This is a genomic window from Pseudomonas sp. WC2 (assembly GCF_050586545.1).
Taxonomy (GTDB): Bacteria; Pseudomonadota; Gammaproteobacteria; order Pseudomonadales; family Pseudomonadaceae; genus Aquipseudomonas.
In genome coordinates this window covers 242,582-266,632 of sequence record NZ_JBOBDR010000006.1, presented here as the reverse complement: position 1 = coordinate 266,632, position 24,051 = coordinate 242,582, and the positions used below count along the sequence as shown (strand labels likewise).

At 59.5% G+C, this 24,051-nt stretch carries 12 protein-coding genes and 3 pseudogenes; 6 read left to right on the top strand and 9 right to left on the bottom strand.

Translation table 11 applies throughout. The annotated features are described in order from the left end of the window. Nucleotides 1–223: 223 nt before the first annotated feature. Nucleotides 224–682, top strand: coding sequence for a hypothetical protein (locus tag ACQ4OE_RS10015; protein WP_430946539.1), 459 nt, complete (start codon nt 224–226; stop codon nt 680–682). 281 nt (nt 683–963) lie between these two features. Here ACQ4OE_RS10015 and ACQ4OE_RS10010 read toward each other — a convergent pair whose 3' ends face one another. Continuing rightward, nucleotides 964–1,962, bottom strand: a complete 999-nt coding sequence (locus ACQ4OE_RS10010) for a bile acid:sodium symporter family protein (RefSeq protein WP_430946538.1) — start codon at nt 1,960–1,962, stop codon at nt 964–966. A gap of 85 nt (nt 1,963–2,047) precedes the next feature. Between ACQ4OE_RS10010 and ACQ4OE_RS10005 the strand changes: the two genes are divergently transcribed. The 3 genes from ACQ4OE_RS10005 to ACQ4OE_RS09995 all read left to right on the top strand — a co-directional run bounded on the left by ACQ4OE_RS10005 (nt 2,048) and on the right by ACQ4OE_RS09995 (nt 5,810). After that, nucleotides 2,048–2,836 (top strand): AraC family transcriptional regulator, encoded by a 789-nt coding sequence (locus tag ACQ4OE_RS10005; protein ID WP_064393003.1) that lies wholly within the window; start codon nt 2,048–2,050, stop codon nt 2,834–2,836. 124 nt (nt 2,837–2,960) lie between these two features. Then, nucleotides 2,961–4,664: an amidase gene (locus ACQ4OE_RS10000; RefSeq protein WP_430946537.1), complete on the top strand. Its 1,704-nt coding sequence runs from the start codon at nt 2,961–2,963 to the stop codon at nt 4,662–4,664. 171 nt (nt 4,665–4,835) lie between these two features. Next, the gene (locus ACQ4OE_RS09995) at nt 4,836–5,810 is read left to right on the top strand and encodes a TerC family protein (protein WP_122594240.1); all 975 of its coding nucleotides are present in this window, start codon (nt 4,836–4,838) and stop codon (nt 5,808–5,810) included. 226 nt (nt 5,811–6,036) lie between these two features. On the opposite strand, the gene ACQ4OE_RS09990 is transcribed toward ACQ4OE_RS09995, so the two are convergent. Together ACQ4OE_RS09990 and ACQ4OE_RS09985 are read right to left on the bottom strand one after the other, a co-directional pair. Further along, nucleotides 6,037–7,137: a polyamine ABC transporter substrate-binding protein gene (locus ACQ4OE_RS09990; protein ID WP_122594239.1), complete on the bottom strand. Its 1,101-nt coding sequence runs from the start codon at nt 7,135–7,137 to the stop codon at nt 6,037–6,039. 251 nt (nt 7,138–7,388) lie between these two features. Next, nucleotides 7,389–8,795: a cytosine permease gene (locus tag ACQ4OE_RS09985; RefSeq protein WP_122594238.1), complete on the bottom strand. Its 1,407-nt coding sequence runs from the start codon at nt 8,793–8,795 to the stop codon at nt 7,389–7,391. A gap of 324 nt (nt 8,796–9,119) precedes the next feature. Between ACQ4OE_RS09985 and ACQ4OE_RS09980 the strand changes: the two genes are divergently transcribed. Further along, entirely contained in the window at nt 9,120–9,605 is a 486-nt protein-coding gene (locus tag ACQ4OE_RS09980) for a flavin reductase family protein (protein WP_122594237.1), read from the top strand. Nucleotides 9,606–9,733: 128 nt separating this feature from the next. Here ACQ4OE_RS09980 and ACQ4OE_RS09975 read toward each other — a convergent pair. Further along, nucleotides 9,734–10,330 (bottom strand): annotated as a pseudogene (locus ACQ4OE_RS09975) (methyl-accepting chemotaxis protein); the annotation flags it as partial. A gap of 309 nt (nt 10,331–10,639) precedes the next feature. After that, a pseudogene (locus tag ACQ4OE_RS09970) lies at nt 10,640–11,524 on the bottom strand (cache domain-containing protein); the annotation flags it as partial. Between the two features lie 361 nt (nt 11,525–11,885). On the opposite strand from ACQ4OE_RS09970, the gene ACQ4OE_RS09965 reads away from it, so the two are divergent. Continuing rightward, nucleotides 11,886–12,929 (top strand): LLM class flavin-dependent oxidoreductase, encoded by a 1,044-nt coding sequence (locus tag ACQ4OE_RS09965; RefSeq protein ID WP_430946536.1) that lies wholly within the window; start codon nt 11,886–11,888, stop codon nt 12,927–12,929. A gap of 90 nt (nt 12,930–13,019) precedes the next feature. Here the strand turns inward: ACQ4OE_RS09965 and ACQ4OE_RS09960 are convergent. The 4 genes and pseudogenes from ACQ4OE_RS09960 to ACQ4OE_RS09945 form a co-directional block, all read right to left on the bottom strand. Beyond that, nucleotides 13,020–13,223 (bottom strand): annotated as a pseudogene (locus ACQ4OE_RS09960) (DUF6911 family protein); the annotation flags it as partial. 144 nt (nt 13,224–13,367) lie between these two features. Further along, nucleotides 13,368–13,796: a hypothetical protein gene (locus tag ACQ4OE_RS09955; RefSeq protein WP_430946535.1), complete on the bottom strand. Its 429-nt coding sequence runs from the start codon at nt 13,794–13,796 to the stop codon at nt 13,368–13,370. A gap of 12 nt (nt 13,797–13,808) precedes the next feature. Then, nucleotides 13,809–22,199, bottom strand: a complete 8,391-nt coding sequence (locus ACQ4OE_RS09950; protein ID WP_430946534.1) for a DUF637 domain-containing protein — start codon at nt 22,197–22,199, stop codon at nt 13,809–13,811. A gap of 25 nt (nt 22,200–22,224) precedes the next feature. Beyond that, a complete protein-coding gene (locus ACQ4OE_RS09945; protein ID WP_430946533.1) occupies nt 22,225–23,931 on the bottom strand; it encodes a ShlB/FhaC/HecB family hemolysin secretion/activation protein in 1,707 nt (568 codons plus the stop codon). Nucleotides 23,932–24,051 lie beyond the last annotated feature (120 nt).

Here is a 24,051-nt window from a genome sequence, read left to right as displayed (position 1 = left end):
ATGAATCAACGCGCCCGCCACTGTGCGGCGCACGATGCGCTACCGCTAAGCGGCTGCCGGGACGTGGAGAAAATCATGAAATACAGGCTTTTGTCAGGCGTGGTCATTGCAGTCGCGGCAGCTGTGGTGATACCCGGGGCGTGGGCGGGACAACCGCAGGCCGTGGCTTCTGATGGCGCGGATCATGTTGGGGCGGCTTCGGTGGCTTCTGACGGTGCCGATCATGTCGGCGCAGGTGCAGTGGCTTCTGACGGTGCCGATCATGTTGGTGCGGGGTCGGTGGCTTCTGATGGTGCCGATCATGTTGGCGCAGGCGCGGTGGCTTCGGATGGCGCTGATCATGTCGGCGCAGGCGCGGTGGCTTCTGACGGTGCCGATCATGTTGGTGCGGGCGCGGTCGCTTCCGATGGTGCCGATCATGTTGGCGCGGGCGCGGTGGCTTCTGACGGTGCCGATCATGTTGGCGCAGGCGCGGTGGCTTCTGACGGTGCCGATCATGTCGGCGCGGGCGCGGTGGCTTCTGACGGTGCCGATCATGTTGGCGCAGGCGCGGTGGCTTCTGACGGTGCCGATCATGTCGGCGCGGGCGCAGTGGCTTCGGATGGCGCTGATCGTACGGGCGTCAACCGGGTTGCCTATTCTCGTGTCGGCGTTGGCTCGGATCGGGTCGCTTCGGCACTGATGACCGGAAGTTACTCCGACCAATTCAACAGCCCTCAATGATCCTTGGCGCCTTAGGCCATGCTATCGAGCGGCCTATTACTGTGCTGGCCAAATCGCTGGCAAGCCAGCTCCCACAGAGGTTTTTGGTGTGGCTGAGGTTGCTGGCATTGCACAAAACCTGTGGGAGCCAGCCCTGCTGGCGATGGCAATGGATCAGTCAATTGAGATGTCGACTGTGCTGCCCGGATCGCTAGCAGTGCTAACCCCACAGAAATTTGCGATGCGCGTTGAATCGTGGAGTTATGGATCCACCTGCGCCATCAGATCCGGCACCGATTCCGGGCGTTTCGCATAACGCTGGGCCAGAACGGCACACACCATCAACTGGATCTGATGAAACAGCATCAGCGGCAGAATCAGCACGCCGATGGTGCTGCCGGCAAACAGCACCTGCGCCATCGGCACGCCGGTGGCCAGGCTCTTTTTCGAGCCGCAGAACAGAATGGTGATGCGGTCTTCCTGATTGAAACCGAAGACCTTGCCCAGCAGCGTCGCAGCCAGTAGCACCAGCGCCAGCAGAATGCAGCACACCACCACCAGGCCGAGCAGGTCGACCACCGGAATCTGATGCCAGATGCCTTCGTTGACCGCCTCGCTGAACGCGCCGTAGACCACCAGCAGAATCGAACCCTGATCGACAAACTTCAGCCAGTTCTTGTTGCGTCCGACCCACGCGCCGATCCAGCGACGGGCGATCTGCCCGGCAATGAACGGCAGCAGCAACTGCACGCTGATCTTCAGGATCGCATCGAGGGTCGAGCCGCCGTCGCCATGCACGTTAAGCAGCAGCGTCACCAGCAACGGCGTGAGGAAAATCCCGAACAGGCTCGACGCCGCTGCACTGCAAATCGCCGCCGGAATATTGCCCCGCGCCAGAGAAGTGAAGGCAATCGCCGATTGCACCGTGGCTGGCAACGCGCAGAGGTAGAGCATGCCCATGTACAGCTTGTCGCCGACCAGCGGTGACAGCAGCGGTTTCAGCGCCAGACCGAGAATAGGGAACAGCACAAAGGTCAAACCAAACACCAGCAGATGCAGACGCCAGTGACCGGCGCCGGCAATGATCGATTCGCGGGACAGCTTGGCGCCGTGCAAGAAAAACAGCAGCGCGATGGCGAGGTTGGTCAGCCAGCCGAAGCCGACCGCCACCTGACCGCTGGCCGGCAGAAAACTGGCGAGCAGGACGACGCCGATCAGGGTCAGGGTGAAGTTGTCGGGGAGGAATCTTGGGCGCGTCATGGTTTACTCATCCGGGGGGTTGCCAGTACGTGACGGCGACTCTAACGTGACTGCAAATTACCGACTAACGCCGAAGATCCTCCAGATGCCGCCAAAAGGACACGACAAAAGCGTCAGACGCAGCATTCCCGGGCTGCCCAGCCTGCCGCGTCCGCTGTACGGGCGCACCGAATCGCTGCCTAATCGGGCGCTGACCCGCCGTCACAGTCACCCGTGGGTGCAGTTGTCCTACGCGATTCAGGGCGTGCTCGAAGTGCAGACCAGCGCCGGGCGTTTCGTCGCGCCCCCCGAGCGCGCGGTGTGGATTCCGGCGGGCGTGCCGCATCGGGTGTTCAGTTCGCCGCACACCGAGATGCGCAGCCTGTACATCGATTGCAGCGTCGCCGGTTGGGCGATTGAGCGTTGCCATGTGCTGGGTGTCAGCGATTTGCTCCGTGAGTTGATCCGCGCTTTCAGTCAGGTGCCGGTGGAATACGACCAGAGCGGCGCGCACGGGCGGCTGGCGCAGGTGATCCTCGACCAACTCGCAGAAGCACCCCAAATCGACCTGATGCTACCGCTGCCACAAGACGCCCGCCTCAAGCAGATCTATCAGAGCCTGGAGCAGCATCCGGAACAGCAGACCACGCTCAGCCACTGGAGCGAGAAATTCGGCGTCACCGAGAAAACCCTCACACGGCTGTTTCTACGTGACACTGGCCTGACCTTCCGCGCCTGGCGGCAGCGCTTGCGCCTGCTCGGCGCGCTGACACCGCTGGAGCGCGGTGAACGCGTCACCGACGTGGCATTGGCGTGCGGATATGACTCGACTTCGGCGTTCATTTCAGCGTTTCGTCAGCAGTTCGGTGAGACACCGGGAGAGTTTTTCCGCTGAATAACCCGATAATTATCGAACTTGCACATGCCTTTGCTTACAGTTCAGGGTAGAGTGACGCCCATTGAAAACTTTGAACATTCCACAATAAAAACCACTTTGAGAACCTGACGGCGGTAATCACATGATCGAAGTCACTGAAGTTTCCATTGCTCAATTGCGCGCTGCGCTGGAATCCGGCCAGACCACTTCGGTCGAGCTGGTGCAGGCTTATCTGGCGCGAATCGATGCCTACGACGGTGCTGACACTGCCACCGCACTGAACGCCGTGGTGGTGCGTAACCCCGATGCGCTGAACGAAGCGCAGGCCGCCGACGAGCGTCGCGCCAAGGGCGAATCCCTCGGCCCGCTCGACGGTATTCCCTACACCGCCAAGGACAGCTACCTGGTCAAAGGCCTGACGGCAGCGTCCGGAAGCCCGGCATTTGTCGACCTTGTCGCCCATCGCGATGCGTTCACCATCGAGCGCCTGCGCGCTGCTGGGGCAATCTGCCTGGGCAAGACCAACATGCCGCCGATGGCCAATGGCGGCATGCAGCGCGGCGTCTATGGCCGCGCCGAAAGTCCTTATAACGCCGACTACCTGACGGCGCCGTTTGCCTCCGGTTCGTCCAACGGCGCCGGCACCGCCACGGCCGCGAGTTTCGCCGCATTCGGTCTGGCCGAAGAAACCTGGTCGAGCGGTCGCGGCCCGGCGTCGAACAACGGTTTATGCGCCTACACGCCGTCGCGCGGGGTGATTTCGGTACGCGGCAACTGGCCGCTGACCCCGACCATGGACGTCGTCGTGCCCTACGCGCGCACCATGGCCGACCTGCTCGAAGTGCTCGACGTGGTGGTCGCCGAAGACCCCGACACCCGTGGCGATCTGTGGCGTCTGCAGCCGTGGGTGCCGATCCCGAGCGTGATGTCCGTGCGTCCTGCTTCTTATGCGGAGCTGGCGGTGAAGGCCGACGCGCTGGCCGGCAAACGTCTGGGCGTGCCGAAGATGTACATCAACGCCGACCCTGAGGCCGGCACCAGCGCCGAACCTGGCATCGGCGGGCCGACCGGGCAAAGGATCAATACCCGCGAGTCGATGATCGATCTGTGGAAACAGGCGCGCGCCGCGCTGGAAGCCGCTGGTGCTGAAGTCATCGAAGTCGATTTCCCGCTGGTCTCCAACTGCGAAGGCGACCGCCCTGGCGCGCCGACCGTGTTCAATCGCGGCATCGTTTCCAAAGAGTTTTTGCACCACGAACTGTGGGATCTGTCGGCCTGGGCGTTTGACGATTTCCTGCGCGCCAACGGTGATCCGAAGCTCAATCGACTGGTCGATGTCGACGGGCCGAAAATTTTCCCCCACGACCCGGGCACTCTGCCGAACCGCGAAGGCGATCTGGCCGCGGGCATGGACGAATACGTGCGCATGGCTGAGCGCGGCATCACGCAGTGGGATCAGATTCCGACGTTGCCGGACGGCCTGCGCGGTCTGGAAAAGACCCGCAAGCTCGATCTCGAAGACTGGATGGATGCACTGAAGCTTGACGCGGTGCTGTTCCCGACGGTGGCCGATGTCGGCCCGGCGGATGCCGATGTTAATCCGCAATCGGCGGACATCGCCTGGAGCAACGGCGTCTGGGTGGCCAACGGCAACCTTGCGATCCGCCATCTCGGTGTGCCGACCGTGACCGTGCCGATGGGCGTCATGGCTGACATTGGCATGCCGGCCGGTTTGACCTTCGCCGGTCGCGCTTATGACGATTCAACGCTGCTGCGCCTGGCCTCGGCGTTTGAGTCGACCGGTTCCAAGCGCCAAGTGCCGCCGCGCACGCCGCCGCTGACCTGAAACTGAAACGGTGCCGGGATGGATCAATCCCGGCACCGCAGGCGCGTAACACGCCCTCAATACTTCGTTTTTTACGAACTGTTGCGCAGAAATAAACGATTTTTCTTTGCCGCAATGTCGTCGCTAGCATGACCCCGTCTGACTCTAAACCAATAAGACAGGGAGCGTGACATGCCCGCCACGAACATCAATATCGGCGAGCCCTGGATGTGGGGCGCCTTCATCGTTTTCGTTCTTGCCATGCTGGCATTGGACCTATTTGTCTTCGGCGGCCGCAAGGCGCATCGCGTGTCAGTGCGCGAAGCCCTGTCGTGGGTCATTGCCTGGTGCCTGCTGGCCCTGAGCTTCGCCGGTTTGCTCTGGTGGTATCTGCACGGTGAGTTCGGCGCCGACATCGCCCGGCAGAAAACCCTCGAATTCCTCACCGGCTATTTGATCGAGCAATCGCTGTCGATCGACAACATGTTCGTCTTCGTGATGATTTTCAGCTATTTCGCCGTGCCGCCCGAGCTGCAACGCCGCGTGCTGTTGTACGGCGTGCTCGGGGCGATCGTGATGCGCGCGGTGATGATCTTCGCCGGTGTCTGGCTGGTGTCGCAGTTCGAATGGCTGCTGTACGCCTTCGGGGTGTTCCTGATCATCACCGGGATCAAGATGCTGGTGTTCGCCGAGCAGCAACCGGATCTCGACAAGAACCCATTGCTGCGTTGGGTGCGTGGGCATATGCGCATCACCAGCGGCTTTCATGGCGAGCGGTTTTTCATCCTGCAAAACGGCGTGCGCTGGGCGACGCCGATGTTTCTGGTGCTGGTGCTGATCGAGGCCAGCGACCTGATGTTCGCGGTCGACAGCATCCCGGCGATCTTCGCCGTCACCACCGATCCGTTCATCGTGTTTACGTCGAATATCTTCGCGATCATGGGATTACGCGCGCTGTACTTCCTGCTGGCGGACATGGCTGACCGCTTCCATTTGCTCAAATATGGCTTGGCGATTGTGCTGGTGTTTATCGGCGGAAAAATGGTGTTGATGCCGTGGCTGCACATGCCGGTCGAGTGGTCGCTGGCGGTAGTAGGTGCGGTGATTTTCGGGTCGGTGCTGCTGAGCCTCGTCATCACCCGAGACGCCGAACGCAGCACTGAATGACACAACGCAAAAACCTGTGGGAGCCAGCCCTGCTGGCTGGGATGGCCCCAATCGCTAGCAGGGCTAGCTCCCACAGGGATTTGGGGTGGACCTGCGATTGATGGCATTGCACAAAACCTGTGGGAGCGAGCCTGCTCGCGAAGGGGTTGGTTCAGTCAACATCTGAGTTGACTGACACACCGCTTTCGCGAGCAGGCTCGCTCCCACATTTGGCCTGCGCTGGTGGTTACTTGTCAGACTTGATATTGGTCCACACACGAGTGCGCACGCGTTCAATTTTCTGCGGCAACGGCTGGACGACGTAGAGGTTTTTCAGGGCTTCCGGGGTTGGGGTCAGGTTCGGGTTGCCGGTGATTTCCTTGTTGATCAGAGGCATCGAATCCTTGTTGGCATTCGGGTAGCCGAGGAAGTCACTGATCGGTGCGATCACTTTCGGATCGAGCAAGGTGTTGAGGAATTCATGCGCCTCTTCAACGTTCTTCGCGCTCTTCGGAATCGCGAAGGTGTCGAACCAGATCGGCGCGCCTTCCTTCGGCAAACGCCAGTCGACCGTTACGCCATTGTTCGCTTCTTTGGCGCGGTTGCCGAACTGATAGAAGCTGCCCGAATAACCGATGGCCACGCAGATGTCGCCGTTGGCGATGTCGGTCATGTATTTGGCCGAGTTGAAGTAGGTCACGTAAGGGCGGACCTTGAGCATCAACTCTTTGGCTTTTTCATAATCGGCAGGGTTTTGGCTGTTGGGATCGAGGCCGAGGTAATGCAGGGCCAGCGGCAGAATTTCCGTCGGCGAATCGAGCATCGCTACACCGCAGGATTTGAGCTTTTCCATGTTCTCCGGTTTGAACACCAGATCCCAACTGTCCACCGGCGCGTTGTCGCCCAGTGCCGCTTTGACCTTGGCCGGGTTGAAGCCGATCAGCACCGTGCCGACCATGTAAGGCACGCCGTACTGGTTGCCCGGGTCGTTCTTGCCCAGCAGTTTCAGCAGTTCCGGATCCTGATGACTCCAGTTCGGCAGTTTCGATTTATCGAGCTTCTGAAACACGCCGGCCTTGATCTGCGTTTCAAGGAACTGGTTCGACGGCACAACGAGGTCGTAACCGGAGTTGCCGGTCAGCAGTTTGGCTTCCAGGGATTCGTTGGTGTCGAAGGTGTCCCAGGTCACTTTGATGCCGCTTTTTGCAGCGAAATCCTTGGGCACGGACGGCAGGATGTAATCCGCCCAGTTGTACACGCGCAATTCGCGCTGCTCGGCCTGGACAGCGCTGGCCAGCAGCGTCAGCCCACACACAGTGGCACCCAGAATGCGTTTGATCGTGACCATGGTTGTTTCCCCAAAATGCGGCGTGAGTTCGATGGTTTTTATGTTCTGTACACGGCAGCGGCTTGAAAGGTAGCCAAGGGCAAAAATAGTCCAGCGTTTAATTGTGGTTTTGATTCTTGCTGACAGCGTAGCCGGTTCACAGTGGGTGATTGGCCAAAAGGGGATCGATGTGGCCAATATGAATGACCGCTGGGATGCGGACAAAACAATGCCCGGCGCAGGGCCGGGCATTATTGTTTACGCTAACTTCGTCAATCGGTGTAACCCAACTTCGCTGCCCTGCTCTGCTGACTCTGGCCGCGTGTCGCCAGGCAGTAATACAGCGGAACGGTGACCACCAGACCGACCAGCCATGACAGGTCTGCGCCATCGACCAGATTGGCGTAAGGCCCGACGTACAGCGACGTGTTGGCGAATGGCAGCTGCACGATGATGCCGATGAAGTAGGCGATGATCGCGTGCAGGTTGAAGCGCCCGTAAATGCCGCCGTCAGCGCGGAAAATCGAAGCAATGTCGTAGCAGCCGCGCTTGATCAGGTAGAAGTCGATCAGGTTGATCGAGGCCCACGGCACCAGCACCAGCAGCAGCGCCAGAATCAGCCCGATGAACTCGGAAATGAAATCCGCCGAAGCCCCGAGCGCCACCACACAGCAGCCCGCCAGTACCACACTCGACAGCGCCACACGCACCTTGATGCTCGGCGTCCATTGGCTGGCGAAGGTCTGGATCGAGGTGATGATCGACAGCACCGCACCGTACAGATTCAGCGCGTTGTGGCTGATGATATTGAGCAGGAACAACACCATCAGAATCGGCCCCAGCCAACCGGTGGATTGCTTGACCGCGACCATCGCTTCAGTGCCTTCCGGCGTCGCCAGCACAGCCACCGCGCCGAAGGTGAACGACAGAATGGTGCCGAGCGTCGCGCCCAGATAGGTTGCCCAGAACGGCTTGGCAATGCCGATGTCGGCCGGCAGGTAACGCGAGTAGTCGGAAACGTACGGCGAGAAGCTGATCTGCCAGATGATCCCCAGCGACACCGTCGCCAGCCAGCCGGACAGGTTGAAGCTGCCGCGAGTGAAGAAGTCCGCCGGCAGATCGTGGGCGAAGATGTAGATGAAACCGGCCAGCAACGCGCTACCCATGACCCAGGTGCCGATGCGGTTCAGCGTATGAATGAAGTTGTAGCCGATCACGCCGATGGCCGTGGCCGCCAACGCACCGATCAGGATGCTCAACGGCGCCGGCACTGACGGCGCAATGCCGACGATGGATTTGCCGGCAAGGACAATGTTGGAAATGAAGAAACCGATGTAGATGATCGCCGCGAAAAACACGATCAACAGCGCGCCGTAACGCCCGAACTGGCCGCGACTCTGGACCATCTGCGGAATGCCCATGCGTGGCCCCTGCGCCGAGGCCAGCGCAATCACCACGCCGCCGATCATGTGCCCCAGCGCTATCGCCAGCAGCCCCCACAGCAAATCAAGATGGAACACCTGAACCACCATGGCGCCGGTGACGATGGGCAGGGGCGCAATGTTGGTGCTGAACCAAAGGGTGAACAGGTCGCGGGCCTTCCCGTGGCGTTCCGCGAGTGGGACATAGTCGACCGTATGGTTCTCGATCAACGGATCTTGCCGGGACATCTGGGACATATGCATGAACTCAAGTTTGTCTGTTCTTATCGTTGTATGAAGCCAAACCGGGGGGACTCTTTGGCCGCCCCTCAGATGCCGACCATATTATGGTATTCCAAACTTTGCACAAGACTGATCCGCTGATTTGCACGCGATCTGCACCGCTATCCTCGCTGATACGGCCGGGCTCTGGCTAGGGTAAAGCCCCGTAAACATTGGCTTTCCGACGAAAGTCGTACGTTTATCGGTTCACCTGAAAATCCCTTGCAAAGAATGTATTACGGTATACCATCAGACCTACAAACACATAAAAACCGCGTCACAACACCCGAGGACCACCCAATGATCGATGCTGCCATCTACAAACAAGTCATGGGCTCGTTCCCGTCCGGCGTCACCGTTATCACCACGCTGGACGACGACGGCCAGATCGTCGGCCTGACGGCCAGCGCATTCAGTTCATTGTCGATGGACCCGGCGCTGGTGCTGTTCTGCCCCAACTACAGCTCCGATTCCTACCCGGTTTTGATCAAGAACAAACGCTTCGCCATCCACGTTTTGTCCGGCGGCCAGCAAAGCGAGGCCTACGCCTTCGCCCGTAAAGGCAAGGACAAGGCGCAAGGTATCGAGTGGACGTTGAGCGAGTTGGGCAACCCGATCCTGGCCAATGCGACGGCGGTGATCGAGTGCGAGTTGTGGCGCGAATATGAAGGGGGCGACCATGCGATCATGGTCGGCGCGGTGAAGAATCTGATCGTGCCGGAACAGGTTGCCGGGCCGTTGGTGTATTGCCACGGGAAGATGGGTGCGTTGCCTGCGGTGGCTTGATTCCCTAACACTGTGGGAGCGAGCCTGCTCGCGAAGAGGGTGTGTCAGACAACGATGGGTTGAATGACACACCGCTTTCGCGAGCAGGCTCGCTCCCACAGGTTTTTAGGGTGTTTGGGCTATCGGGATCAGGTGCGGAAGCGACTCACCAACTGATTCAACGTCTGCGACAACGCTGTCAGATTCTGCGCATCCTGCCGCGTCGAATCCGCCAGACTCGCCACCAACTGTGCATCGCCATGAATCTGGCTGATGTGCCGATTGATGTCCTCGGCCACTTGATGCTGTTCTTCCGCCGCGGTGGCGATCTGCGTGTTCATGTCGCGGATCACGTCCACCGACTCGCGAATCAATTCAAAACTCGCCCGTGCCTCATTGATCGACACCACGGTGTCCTGCGACACCTCAAGACTGGCGTGCATCTGCTTGCCCATCTGATGAGTGCGCCGCGCCAGATTGCCGAGCAAGGCGTCGATCTCGCCGGTGGAGTCTGCGGTGCGCTTGGCCAACGCACGCACTTCGTCGGCGACCACGGCAAAACCGCGGCCCTGCTCCCCTGCCCGCGCCGCTTCGATCGCCGCGTTCAACGCCAGCAGATTGGTCTGTTCGGCGATCGAACGGATGGTGCCGAGAATCGACTGAATGTCGGTGCTGTCCTGCTCCAGTTGCTGCATCGACTCGGCGCTGTGGCCGATCTCCTGACTCAGACGCCCAACGTTGTTCACCGCCGCGTCGATCTGCTGTTGCCCGGCGTGAGCCTGACGCTGACCGTTGTCAGCCGAATCCGCCGCCTGGCTGCACGAACGCGCGACTTCGTTGGAAGTGGCGACCATTTCATGGAACGCCGTGGACACCATGTCCACCGCCTCGCGCTGCCGTGAGGCGACTTCCGCCATTTCCGCCGAAACCTCGGTGGCGCTGCCCGAGCTGCTGTGAATCTGCCCGGCCGCCTGACCGATGCGCTGGATTAACGTGCGAATCGCTTCGAGAAACTGGTTGAACCAGCCGGCCAGTTGCGCCGTTTCATCCTGCCCGCGCACATCAAGACGTGCAGTCAGATCGCCGTCGCCCTGCGCGATCCCTTCCAGACCACTGGCGACGCCACGAATCGGCTTGACCATCAACCCGGCAAACCACGCACCGGCCATGGCAAACAGCAGCGCACACGCCACAGCGATGGCGCCGATGATCCACGTCAGCCGCGTGGCGCCGGCCATGACTTCACTGGCCTTGACCACACCGACGAAGCGCCAGCCCAGCGACTCCGACGGCCAGACCAGCGCCATGTAGTGCTCGCCGGCCAATTCCACTTGCACCAGACCTTTGCCGGCCTCTGCCAGTTGTTTGTAACCCTCGCCCAGATCGGTGAGTTGCTTGAAGTTGTGCGCCGGGTCGCTCGGGTCAACCAACACGGTGTTGTTGGCTTCCATCAGCATCAGATAGCCGCTGTCACCGAGGCGGATCTGCTTGACCAGATCGGTCAGTTGCTTGAGCGACACATCGATATTCACCACCCCGGCGTTGCTGCCCAACTGATTGTTGAAACTGCGCACGGTACTCACCAGCACCACGTCATCGGCCGCCCAGTAATAGGCGTCGGTGCGCAGGGTCTTGCCGGGATTGGCCATCGCGGTTTTGTACCAGGGCCGCGTGCGCGGATCGTAACTGGCCAATTTCGGATCGCCCGGCCAGAACAGGTAACCGCCCTGCTCGGTGCCCAACGAGAGATAGGTGTAAGCCGGATGGGCCTTGGCCAGCCCCGCAAACAGTGCGAAAACTTGCTGATCCTGCGGCCCCATCGAGATCTGTGCGGCGTCACTGCTCAGGTAGCGCTTGAGGCTGCCGTCAATCCCCTGCAACTGCGGATGCTCAGCCAGATAGGCAACGTTCTGGCTGATGCCTTCGAAGAACAACTGCATGGCGTTCTCGACCTGGCGCACCTCCCTCCCGGTGCTGTCAATGAAGTTGTCACGCGCCCCGTCGCGGACATTGAGGATGATCAGCACGGCTACCAGCAACACCGGCAGGCTGGCGATCACCGCGAACGCCAGAGTCAATTTTTGTTTTATGTTCATGTTTACTGCGCCTTCCTTGTTCGAAGTGTCGGTCAGAAATATTTTGCGGATATTCCGTATTATGGTATACCAATATTCAATCAACCGACCAGCCGTCCTCGAAGGCGTGCTTGAATGGTGAGAAGACTTGCGAGCGTTCATCGCTCATGCCAGTAACACAGGCCCGCGAACGACCGGCCATCAACAAAAGATCCGAGGTAGCGTCATGAAATTTTCCCTGTTCGTACACATGGAACGCTGGGACGAAAGCGTCAGCCACCGCCAACTGTTCGAAGACCTGACCGAACTGACCCTGATGGCCGAGGCCGGGGGTTTCAGCACCGTGTGGATTGGCGAACACCACGCCATGGAATACACCATCTCGCCGAGTCCGATGCCGCTGCTGGCCTACCTCGCGGCGAAAACCACGACCATCCACCTCGGCGCCGGCACCATCATCGCGCCGTTCTGGCACCCGTTGCGGGTGGCCGGTGAATGCGCTCTGCTCGACGTGATCAGCAACGGTCGCATGGAAGTCGGGCTGGCCCGTGGCGCTTATCAGGTTGAATTCGACCGCATGGCCGGCGGCATGCCTGCCTCATCCGGCGGCCAGGCACTGCGCGAAATGGTCCCGGTGGTCCGCGCCCTGTGGCAAGGCGACTACGCCCACGACGGCGACATCTGGAAATTCCCCACTTCGACCAGCGTGCCGAAGCCGATTCAAAAACCGAATCCGCCGATGTGGATCGCCGCCCGCGACCCGGACTCGCACAACTTCGCCGTGACCAACGGCTGCAACGTCATGGTCACGCCGCTGATGAAAGGCGACGAAGAAGTCCTCGACCTGAAAAACAAATTCCAGACCGCCCTGGACAACAACCCAGACGTACCGCGCCCACAACTGATGGTCCTGCGCCACACCCACGTGCACACCGCCGACGACCCGGACGGCTGGAAAGTCGGCGCGAAAGCGATCTCGCGTTTCTACCGCACCTTCGATGCGTGGTTCGGCAACAAGGCAACGCCGGTTAACGGCTTCCTCGACCCAAGCCCGGAAGAGAAGTTTGCCGGACGTCCGGAGTTTGAACTGGAAAGCCTGCACAAGACCGCCATGATCGGCACGCCGGAAGAGATCATTCCGCGCATCAAGTATTACCAGGAACTGGGCGTGGATGAGTTCAGCTTCTGGTGCGACAACAGCTTGCCGCATGCGGAGAAGAAGAAATCGCTGGAACTGTTTATCAAGCATGTGGTGCCGGCGTTTCGGTGAGCGTCCGGAATTCAGTGTTCGATAAATGAAAAACGCCCCGGTTAATTTGGGGCGTTTTTTTGTTTTGGCAGGAGTCGCTCGAGTTCAACTTCAGTTCATGAGCGCTGACGACACTCGGCCACTGTCGAAGAGCTGCTTGAATCTCCACGACAATTCAAAATTTGAGCAGATGGCTGAACCAGCAACGGCATCGCCTTGGTTATGCATGATTCCGCCACGTTTTTTATCGCCGCAAAATACTTTGACATCGTAGTCATCGCCATCGTCAACGCTGAGAGTAAGTGCGTACTTTCCTGTCTCTGCAACAACCTACAATGTCAAGAGTTCGAAGCCTGCTATTTCTTCAATATCCAGGGTTACACTCCCCAAATTTCGGCAGGACTCTTCAAGGTGCGCAACGACATCATTCCAAGATGGATCTCTTTGCGTGCCACCTATTCAGCGGTCAATTATCACTAATGAGACATCATCTCCCAAACTACATATGCCGTCAGAAAATTTTAGACAACCATCGTCTTCCAACACACTAAACCCATCACGTTCACAATCAAAATAGACCCCCACGCATCCTTCATCTACGCCTTCCATCCGATACTCATAAATACGGGATATTTTTTTACCTACATATTTAAGCAAACAACCAACAACCCTTACCGGATACGCGAATTCCTCATCAACACCCTCACTCAACTGATATTCAGTGTCTTGTAGACCATGAGAAAAAATTGCAAGGCCCTCTCCAATACTCAATGAGATCCACCCCATCTTCTCAAGTTTAAAGAAGAGCAATACCACCTCGCAGATTTTTTGTCCTTCAACATAAAATGACCGCGCGCGAAACTCACAAAATTCATCACTCACATACATATGCAACCACCATTAAAACTTAGAGGACTTTTCCGGAATCAAAGTATCAAATTCATACTTACCATTTGGCATAACCCTCAGACTCACGGTGCGATCCGTAAACGCACTATACACATGCACCAAATCATAGTCGCCTCGCAGTTGTGACTTGGGAATCACGCCACTTATCTCCGTCGCACTTTCAAGCGTAGCTTTAACATCAAGCTTCGCTTGGTCGATGCCAGCTCGTCCTCGCTCGTAGGGTAGGCGTCCTTGGCCAATTTTCTCGCCCAGTTTTTTATTCAGATTGGTCAACTGTGAGGTTATAAAATCTTCTACGTCGCCTAACCCTGACACTGGTTTAACTCCACTCGCACCAGATGAAAGGTTGAGCGGTTCAGTTCCGGAGTAATTCTTCCAGTCCGGATGATAAGGATTAGCCTTCATCTCATCCGAAATTTTGGTAATTACACCATCAGCCCCTTTGGTGGTGGTAAGCAGTTCATCAGCCTTCCCGACCAATTTGGTACCTGCGCCGATCCCTCCAGTGAGAATGGTCCCAGCGATCTCAGCATGATCACCCAGCATTGTTTTATGGTGAGAGTTGAGCTCGTCCGTGTGGTTCGAGTCCTGGAAGTCTTGGACAATTCCTCGCTCCTCAGCATTCAAACCGCCATTGGCGTCATAGTTCTCCAGTGCCAGCGTCCCGCCTTCAGCAGCGTTCGTTTGACCATTGCACTGATCGAACCCCTCGCACTTGAACAGTTCAGATCCGCTGGTCTTAGCGCTAAGCTTCGTGTAGCTATCCTTTACTTTCTCTCGACAAGCGGCTGGATCTTGGCTAGTCCTGCAGCCCTTGAGGTCCTTGACGAGGTCGTCTGCCTGCTGGTGATTCAGGAAGTTAAACTGTGTTGCGTTGTTGGTGATCCAAGAGGCGACCTCCAAGGACTCTTGGTCAGTATCGCCAAGTGCAGTAGCCGACAGAACGCCAACAATCTGCGACCCCATAAGCAATAGACCAGGGTTGCCCTTGAACCATTTGTTCATCTCGCCGACGAGCGCTTCGTTCGCGCCAGCCGCCAGTGCACCCGTCGCAAAATCCCCACCGGTCATTTCTGACAGCAAGCCACCAACAGCGGCATGAATGATGACTTTGCTCGCCGAACCATCATCCAGAACGCCCTGTGTGAGATCGCCCACCATGTTGAAACTGAACGCAGCCACGGTATTGAACAGAGCAGTTTTAAGAACGTCACCGGCGCTCGCATCGCCGCCGACGACCTTGGTGATGAGTGCGGAAGTACCACCTTGGATGACTTGGCTTCCAGCAAACCTGCCAACACCCTCCCAAGTGGCTAACGACGGGCCAAGCAACTTGCCGGTATTCGGGTCGTATTTCAAACCCGTCAGTTGGTTCAGATACTCAGCCATCAATCCGGCTGTTACTCCGGAAATGACATATCCCTTCAGGGCATCGGGTGAAGTAACGTCCGCAAATACCGCCCCAAGATCACCACCATTATTGATAAAACTGGTCGCGGCATTCGTCGCTGCGCCCGTCGCTACCGCAGCGAGACCTGCGGCCCAAACGGTGCCCATGCTCGCGCTCAGGGATGCGAACGCAGCAGGCCCTACAAAGGCGGCCATGACAATCGCGATGATCATCTGCGAAGCCGGACCCAGCCCCGAATTCTCATACTTGAACGACTCGTGAATCTCCTTCACGCGCCGCCAATCCACATCCCCTCGCGCCTCGGCGTCCTTCAACCACGCCAGTTGCGGATCGGCCTTAACCATCGTGTCGATCGTCTGGCTCACGGACTCCTGATTGACATCCTTGATATCAATCTTCAGCCCATCGACCGCTTTGATGATGATGTTGCCCTTGGCAATCATCTGCGTCTGACGCAGGGTTTCGTCGGTGTTGCCGCGACCCTTCGCCGAGACCCACGCGGCGTTGTTGTTGGTTTTGGTATGGCTCTCATCGTGCAGATCCTTCACCCCTTCAAAGGTGATGGAGCCGCCGCTGTCGAGGACGATGTCCTTGCCGCTGTCGAGCTTGGCCACCTGGTAGCGCTGGTCGCCCTTGCTGACCAGTGAGAGGTTGCCGCCGGTCTTGATTTCGCTGCCGACGTAGGTGGTGTCGGTGACTTCGTCGCGTTGCAGTTTCAGGTTGCCGAAGCCACCCTTCTCCTTCATGTCATAAAGGGTGTAATCCTTGTTCTGCGCCGCCAGCAGGTTCAGGTCATTGCCGGCGTAGACGTAGGCTTCGTTGCCCGCGCTGATCTTGCTCGCGACCAGTGTGGTGTCGTGGCCGGAGTTGGTTTTTACGTCGCCGCCAGCGATGAATTCAGCGGCCTTCTGGACGGTGTGGTTGTCTTCTTCGTGGACGCGTTTCTTGCCGTCCTTGCTGTGGGTTTCGACGTTGTTTTCGTCGCCGGCCGAGGACATGAAGATGTCGCGCTTGGCGTCGGCGGTGAGGTTGCCTTTGGCTTCGGCGGAGCTGGCGACGACGTTGATGTCGCGACCGGCGTCGAGCTTCAGGTTGCCACCGGTTTTCACTGTCGAGGACAGATTGTCCACGGTGGTGGTAATGGTTGAGCGATGGCCGCCATCGAACGATTCATGCAGTTCATTTTCTTCGCGCGTCGCCAATAGATTGATGTCACGGGCGGCGCTCAGGCTGGCATCGCCACCGCTGCTGACGGATGACGAGTTGACTAGATCGTTGCCCGATTTGATGGTCAGGCTGTCACGCGCGCTGATGTTGCCCCCGTCATCGACGAGGGTGCGCATGCCGTTGCCGTCGCGCACGGCAATGGCGGTGCGATCGTTGACGATGTCGCCTTTGAGGCTGGTCAGTTCGACTTGGTTGCCACGGATTTCGCCGGCCAGTGCGTTGCGAATGCTGTCGGTGGCCATGAGCTTGATGCGCTCATTGGCTTCGACCAGGCCGCCCTGATAGAGGCTGCCCTTCACATCGACGGAGACGTCCTTGCTCGCACTCAGGGTGCCGACGTTGACCAGGTCATTACCGGCGATCAGTTCCAGGTCGCGGCCCTGAATCAGGCTGCCGCCGCGCACGTTGCGCGATTCGGCCTGGGCCAGATACAGCACCGGCACCAGCACTTTCTGGCCGTCGACGATGCGCTCTTCCATCCACACGATGTCGTGGGTCAGTGCAGCGACCTGTTCCGACGTCAGGCTGACGCCGACCGACAGGTTCAGTTCGTTCTTGCTGGCGAGCGCGTTATCCATCAGGTAACGGAATTGCTCGTAGTCATTCTCCAGGCCGCCGGCAAGGAAACGCTGACCGGTCTGGGCCATGACGGCGTCGCTGATCAGGCGCGATTCATAGCGGCCATCGCCGAGGCGGCGTGCGGTTTCATCGGCGCTGAAATTGAGTTTGCCGAGCAGGTAGTCGGAACTCATGAACGGCGCGGTCTGGGTCAGCTCCGGGTTGGTCTCGATCAGGTAACGGCTCTGCGGATTGCTGCTCTGCACGAACATGCCGTACGGGCCTTTCGGCAAACGGAACGTCGACGACGCCGTTGGATCGACCGCTGCAAACGGCACGCCTTTGAAGTCCACGGGTACGAAGCTGATCTGCTTCACGCCATCGGCGTCGATGTGTTCGATACGGGTGACGGATTTCGGCGTCTGCGCGCTGGCGTCGGTGCTGTGCTTACCGAGGTTGATGTTGATGCCACCAACCGCGTCGGTCTGGTCGCTGGACAAGGCGCCGGTCAGTTGGCCATAGGTGTTGTCGTACAGCGTGCCGTTCTGGATGCTGTTGGCGACGTCGAGTTTGACCTTGCCGCCGGCCTGCATCACTGCCGAGTAGACGGTGTTGCCGTTTTCATTCCAGGTAGTGACGTCACTGGTCGGCGCGAACCGCGAGTCGCTGGAGCGACTGACCAATTCATCGAAACGCGCCTGATCGAAATTGCCCGCCGCCGTCGCCGCGTTGAACGCCGGGATATCGATGAATTCCATCTGATCCCACAGGCTGTTGGCGATGTGCTCCGGTGTTCCGATTTTCAGCACACGTTGGCCCGAGCGCGAAGCGGCGCCCTGGTTCAACAGGCTGTCGGCAGTGACCGTCAGATCACCGTTGGCGGCCAGCAGGCTGTAGCGGTTTTCCACCCGATTGGCGTGGATATTGAGGTTCTTGCCGGCGACGAAGCGTGCCGCCCGCGAATCTTTGAGAACCTGATCGTTGAAGTCGGTAATGATGGTGATGTAACCGCGTTTCCAACCGTCACCGCCACCGCAGTGCTGACCGCACACCCAGCTGAGGCTGCCGGACGACTGCCCCGAGGTCAGCTCGAATTCAGCCTTGGCGTTTTCCACCGAGACCGCGTTGATGTCGATGTCACCTTCGCCTTCGACGGTGCCGGACAGGTTGCTGAAGACCGCAGCGCGACCACCACCGACGGCGTCGAAGCTCAGGTTGCCACGGCTGTAGATGTCGCCGTAGAAGTTGTTGAGGCTGTTGCCGTGCAGCTTCATCGTGCCGCCGCTGAACAGCAGCGTATCGGCGCCGTTGTAAATGCCGTTGGCAGCGGTGAATTCGAGGTTGCCTTGGGCACCGAGGGTGCCTTTGTTGTTGATCTGCGCCGCCGTCACCGTGAGGTTCTGGTTGGCGATCAAGCGGCCAAGGTTATCCAGCGTGCCGCGCAAGGTCATGACGGTATCGCCACCGCTGACCAGTCGACCGTCCTGTTGAATCACGTCGTTGGCGTTGATCGTGAGTTTCTGCTGCGCCGAGACTTTACCGCTGTTGAGCAGATTGCCGCCCAGGTTCAGGGTCAGGTCACCGTCGCTAGCCAATTGCCCTGCGTTGCTCAGGTTGCCGACATTCAGATTCAGCGTCGACGCACTGGCGATGCGGTCGCCGGCGTCGAGCGTCAGGTCCTGCGTACTGGTGTAAGTCAGCCCGCCGTTCAGCTGCCAAGTGCCGACGCCATTGACTGCGCCGACATCCCACGCGCCCTTGCCCAGACCGGTGAGGCTGCCCTGAGTGCCGGTCAGTTGAGTCAGGTCCAGATCGAACAGACCCTGCGCCGCGTGGCGCACGCTGCCGCTGACGTTGTTGAGCTGCGCGCCGGACAGCACCAAATCCTGGCTGCCGATTTCGATGACGCCGCTCTGGTTGTTGAGGTCGCCGGTCAGTTTGATCTGGCTCGACACACCACCGAGCGCGCGAACCTGCCCGCCGGCACTGTTATCCAGGCCGCTGGCCGTCAGCTTGAGACTGCTGGCCGATTCGATCAGGCCGCCCTGATTGAGAATCTGCCCGACTGCTTCGAGGCCCAGTTGATTGCCACTGATCTCGCCGCCGGTGTTGTCCAGGCGGGTGCCGTTGAAGATCAGTTGATCCTTGCCGAACAGTTTGCCGGCGCGGTTGGTCAGGCGGGTTACGGTCAGCGTCAGGTCATCGATCAGGCTGGAAATCAGCCCGGCCTTGCCGTTGACTGCGCTGTTGTCGAGGTCGGCGCTGGTGATGTTCAACGAATCGGCTTGCAGGGTGCCGCCTTGGTTCTGCAGGTTGCCGGTGCCCAGTGCCAGTTCGGCGTGGCTGCCGCTGGCGAGAATGATGCCCTGCTGATTGAGCAGGGTCTGGCCGGTGATTTTCAGGCCGTCGCTGCCGGCGACGATCTGCCCGCCAGCGTTGTTGTTGATCGCCGCGCTGGTGATGTCCAGACGCCTGCCTTGCAGGGTGCCGCCACGGTTGTCCAGCGACGTGAGCTCATCGAGCAGCAGACGCTGATCGCCGGCATCGACCACACCGGTCACGTTGCTGAAAACACCGGCGATGTTCAGAACAACATCACCACCGTTGCCGACGATAGCGCCCTTGTCGTTGTTGCTCAGTTGCGTGGCGTTGATGTCGATGGTGTTGCCGAGCAGGACGCCAGCGCTGTTATCGACGACAGCGCTTTCGATGTGCAGGTCGGCCTCGCTCTGGATCCGGCCCTTGTGGTTCAGCAATTGCGATTGACCCGGCGCGGTTTGCGTGAGGATCAATCGCGCGCCATCGGCACCTGCCGCCAACAGACCGCTGTCACTGTTATCGAGGGTGGCCGCGTGCAGCTGCAGACCGTCGGCGATCATGCGCCCGCCACGGTTGTCGATGTGGCCGTCCTTCGCCACCATCAACAGTTGTTTTGCGGCAACCACACCGCCACGGTTATCGACTGAACCGGCCTGAATATCCACGTCAGCCTGACTGGATTGCAGACGACCCAAAGCGTTGTTCAGGTGCTGCTGCACCACCAGCGTGAGTTTGCCGGTTTCGGCGCTTACCGTGCCGTCGTCGTTGCCGGTGAGATTGCGCAGGTTGGCATCGACCACGCCGCCGAGCAGCTTGCCGCTGGCGTTTTGCACATCCTGCGCGGTCAGGTTGAGGCGATCGGTGCCTTGAATCAGACCTTGGCGGTTGTCCAGGTCTGCGCTGGTGACCACCGTTTCAGTGGAGGAAATCGTGCCTTGAGTGTTGTCGAGCGTGTCGACGCTGGTCACCTCAAGGGTTTTACCGGTCAGGCTGGCGTTGCGGTTGTTGATGCTTTGCGCGGCCACCGTCAGGCGATCCGAGGCTTGCAGCTTGCCGTCGTGGTTATCGAGATCCTGAGTGAGCGTCAGTTCGGCCGTACCGTTTTCGGCACTGATGACACCTTTGTCGCTGTTATCGAGGCGCGCCGCCGTGACCTTGATCTGGTCGGCCGCCAGCGTGCCGCCCTGATTGAGCAATTCGCCGCCAGACACCGCCAGCGTGGTTTTCGCCTGAAGCTTGCCTTTGCCGTTGTCCAGACGCTCACGGGCGACCACTTTGGCGTCGCTCTGGCTGGCGCCGATCAGGCCGCTGCTGTTGTCGAGTTGGCGGGCGTCGATGTCCAGGCGCCCGGCGATGACTTTGCCGTCGGTGTTTTTCACTTCTCGGGCATTGAGCTTGAGGCTGCCGCCGGCGATTTCGATGCGGCCGTGACGGTTGTCCAGACTGTCGACCACCAGGGTCGCTGCTTGGTTATCGGCGAAGCGAATCAGACCGTTGAGGTTAACGATGGCCGGAGCGCTCAACGCCAGGCGCGTCTCACCGTAAATGCGTGCATTGACCCCTTGGTTGACCAGACGCGCAGCGTTGAGGGTGACGGTTTTTGCCTGGACGATGCCGTTCTGGTTGTCCAACACAGTCGCTGCCGTAGCATTCAGGGTGCGGCTGGCCAAGACACTGCCAGTGTTGCTCACGGCGGCGCTGTTGATGGCCAGATCACCGGTGGCATTGCGACTGTTGTCGGCATTCACCCCGGCTTCGATCACGCCGTTGTTGGTCAGCTTGCCGCCGCTGCTCAGGCTGACGCTGTCGCGGGCAGCCAGGCTTTGGCGGTTGATCAGTTGCTCGGCGGTTTGCACGTTCAGTTGCGTGCCGGCGTACACCGGCCCTTGAGCATCGAGGCTTTTCGCTTTGATGGCGACGGCGTTGCTCGCCGTGACCTTGGCCATGCTCAACTGGCCACTGGCGTCGATCTGGATATCACCGGCGCTGGCCGCGAGATCGCCCGCCAGCTTCACACCGACGCCCTGCTCGGTGCCCACCAGTTTGATCGCACCGGCATACATGCCGCCGAGCGCCGAGGAGTCGATGGCCAGTTGTGGTTTGGCGCTGCCGTCGTCGGCGCGCGCGGTGGCAGCGAGGGTGTCAGCGTTGACGTCGTTGCGGCCGGTGGTGATGTTGAGGTTCTTGGCGTGGATCTGCGCGTTGATCTGCGCACTGCGGGTGATGATTTCGAAGCTGTCGACGCTGCTCGCATCGAGGCCGACGCCATCGATGGAGATGCTGCCCTGATCCACTTGAAAGTGATCCAGCCGACCGTTGTCGAGCACCGGTTTACCAGTGGTCAGCGTGACGCGCGGGGTGTTGATGAAGCCGCAGCCGTTGCAACTGATGCCATAAGGGTTGGCCACGATCACCCGTGCTGACTGCCCTGCCACTTCGGTGTAACCGCGCAACTGACTCGGGCTGCCGCCGTTGACTTCGTTGAGGATGGCTTGTGCCGCCGCACCACGCAGATTCGGGTTGCCGAGAATGATCCCGCCCAGTTGCGTCAGCTGCGTGCGCGCCGTGGCGTTGTTGAGGATGACGCCCTGCGCGCCGACGTTGTAATCGTGAAACTGGTTATGCGACAGCCCACTGCCGTTGGGTGCGGCGATGTTGACGATCGGCACGCCATTGCCCGCGCGATCCAGACTGGTGCCCGGCGCATTGACGACGATGCCATCGGCCTGCGCCCACATCGGTTGCCAGAACATGACGTTGGCCAGCAGGAACGCGAGGCCGCGTTTAGGCATGCCCCAGAAGCGTTCGCGCGGTTTTACGGCAGCAGAGGGTTGGCCGGCCATGAAGGTCAGGTGGCGAATGTCCATATCAGAATCTCGGGGCAGGCAAAAATTAGATGAAGAAATCCAGGCGGAAATAGATCGGTGCTTCGCGCTCGGTCAGCGCGTCCGGTCGTTCCAGGGAATGGGCAAACGTCACGCTGGCGGCGACGTGCTGACCACGGGCGAACAACTCCACGGAGTTGCTCGACATGCGCCCGTGCTGATCACCGTTGTAGCGATCGCCACGAATCACGCCTTGGTCGTAACCGAGGCTGGTGCCGTATTCGGCGAATACGGGTTGCAGCCACTCGACCGTCACCGGACGGCTCCAGCGCAAATCGTTACGCCAGTAACCGCCGCTGTCGCCGGACAGCGACTGGTCCTTGTAGCCACGAATCGACGACGAACCGCCGAGGCTGGTGCGCTGTGGGCTGAACAGCACGTCTTCACTGCGCTGACCGGTCATCAAACTGCTGAACGTGAACGACTCGCCCCACACTTTGAAAGGCTGCAAGTAGCTCAGGGTCGCGGTGTATTTGCGGTAGCGCGCGTCCGGCTCGCCGGGGCCCGGATCGTGACTGCCCTGCGCGTCGAAGGCGCCGATGCCTTCCTGCATGCCGGCATCAAAGTTGACGAACGCACTGCCGACCCGCCGCCCATGGTTGAAGCCGAACTGCGCTTCGCTGATGCGGTTGCTGCTCAGTTTGAGTTTGCTGTCTTCAATGAAACTGTTAGTGCGCAGGTACGACAATCCGGCGTTGAGCGAGGTTTTGCTCAGGGCGTCGCGATGGATCACGCGCTCGGCGCGCAGTTGGTGGTTTTCGCTGTCGCCGGTCTGTTTAAAATTGAAGCCGTTTGCAGCGATCAGCGAGCGATACTCGCTCTGGCTGTAGGTGTAACTGAAATTCCACCAGCCCCACGGCACGCTGTAATTGAGCATGGCGTTGTTCGAGGTGTGCTGGTGATCGGTCATCGCATCGTGACCGCCGCGCAGGTTCAACTGATCGGCCAGGCCCAGCGGGCTGTCCCAATCGAACGACGTGCCCCATTGCTGCTCACCGGTGCTGCGCTGGCCGTCGTTGTTGCGCGACAACCCGGCGCGCCAAGGTTTCTGCGGCGCATTGGTGACCAGCACTTCGCTGCCGCCGACATTCTTGCCCGGTGACAGCTCCATTTTGGCTTGATTGGACGGCAGCCGATTGAGCTGGTCGACCATCTGCTCGATCTCGCGCAGGTTGATCAGATCCCCCGACTTGCCGGGAAAAGCCATCGCCAGTTCGCGCTCGGAAATCTTGCTGTTCTCGGCGCCCTTCAAACCTTCGAGCTTACCTTCGACCACCAGCACTTTCAGATGCCCGCCGGAGAGATCCTGCTGCGGCAAGTAAGCGCGACTGGTGACCAGACCCTTCTCGATGTAGTGATCGGTAATGACTTTCAGCAGTTCGTTGAGCTGCGGCACGCCGAGGCATTCGCCGATGTAGGGTTTGAGCAGACGGGTCTTCCCACGCTCCGACAGGCTGTCGGCGCCCTTGAGTTCGATGTCTTTGATCGGGAAGCAACGGGTGTCCGCAGGGGCTGCCGGCTGCACAGGCTGAGCGTCCTTGCCCGGTAATTCCTTGAGGTCGTCGAGACGCCGCTGCTGCTCTTCGAGCAAGCGGTTCTGGCGTTCGCGAATCAGGTCGGTGTCACCGGGAGTGGGTGCAGCAGCAGCGATTTGAAGTGGAGAAAGGCACAGCAAAGCCAGGCACAACCTCGCCGCAAGGGCGGGTGAGGACATGATCGTTCCCTCGAAACATAAAGTAACATCAAAATAGTGGCGCGATATTAGACGGCCATCATTTTGACGTCAAACAAACGTTTCGTTGTTTTGTCGGGTTTGTATCAAGGAATCAACAAA

Coding starts and splice junctions, on each gene's coding strand:
- ACQ4OE_RS09955 (WP_430946535.1), bottom strand. CDS start 13,796: ATGTATGTGAGTGATGAATTTTGTGAGTTTCGCGCGCGGTCATTTTAT.
- ACQ4OE_RS10005 (WP_064393003.1), top strand. CDS start 2,048: ATGCCGCCAAAAGGACACGACAAAAGCGTCAGACGCAGCATTCCCGGG.
- ACQ4OE_RS10015 (WP_430946539.1), top strand. CDS start 224: ATGTCGGCGCAGGTGCAGTGGCTTCTGACGGTGCCGATCATGTTGGTG.
- ACQ4OE_RS09965 (WP_430946536.1), top strand. CDS start 11,886: ATGAAATTTTCCCTGTTCGTACACATGGAACGCTGGGACGAAAGCGTC.
- ACQ4OE_RS10000 (WP_430946537.1), top strand. CDS start 2,961: ATGATCGAAGTCACTGAAGTTTCCATTGCTCAATTGCGCGCTGCGCTG.
- ACQ4OE_RS09995 (WP_122594240.1), top strand. CDS start 4,836: ATGCCCGCCACGAACATCAATATCGGCGAGCCCTGGATGTGGGGCGCC.
- ACQ4OE_RS09945 (WP_430946533.1), bottom strand. CDS start 23,931: ATGTCCTCACCCGCCCTTGCGGCGAGGTTGTGCCTGGCTTTGCTGTGC.
- ACQ4OE_RS09980 (WP_122594237.1), top strand. CDS start 9,120: ATGATCGATGCTGCCATCTACAAACAAGTCATGGGCTCGTTCCCGTCC.
- ACQ4OE_RS09950 (WP_430946534.1), bottom strand. CDS start 22,199: ATGGACATTCGCCACCTGACCTTCATGGCCGGCCAACCCTCTGCTGCC.
- ACQ4OE_RS10010 (WP_430946538.1), bottom strand. CDS start 1,962: ATGACGCGCCCAAGATTCCTCCCCGACAACTTCACCCTGACCCTGATC.
- ACQ4OE_RS09985 (WP_122594238.1), bottom strand. CDS start 8,795: ATGTCCCAGATGTCCCGGCAAGATCCGTTGATCGAGAACCATACGGTC.
- ACQ4OE_RS09990 (WP_122594239.1), bottom strand. CDS start 7,137: ATGGTCACGATCAAACGCATTCTGGGTGCCACTGTGTGTGGGCTGACG.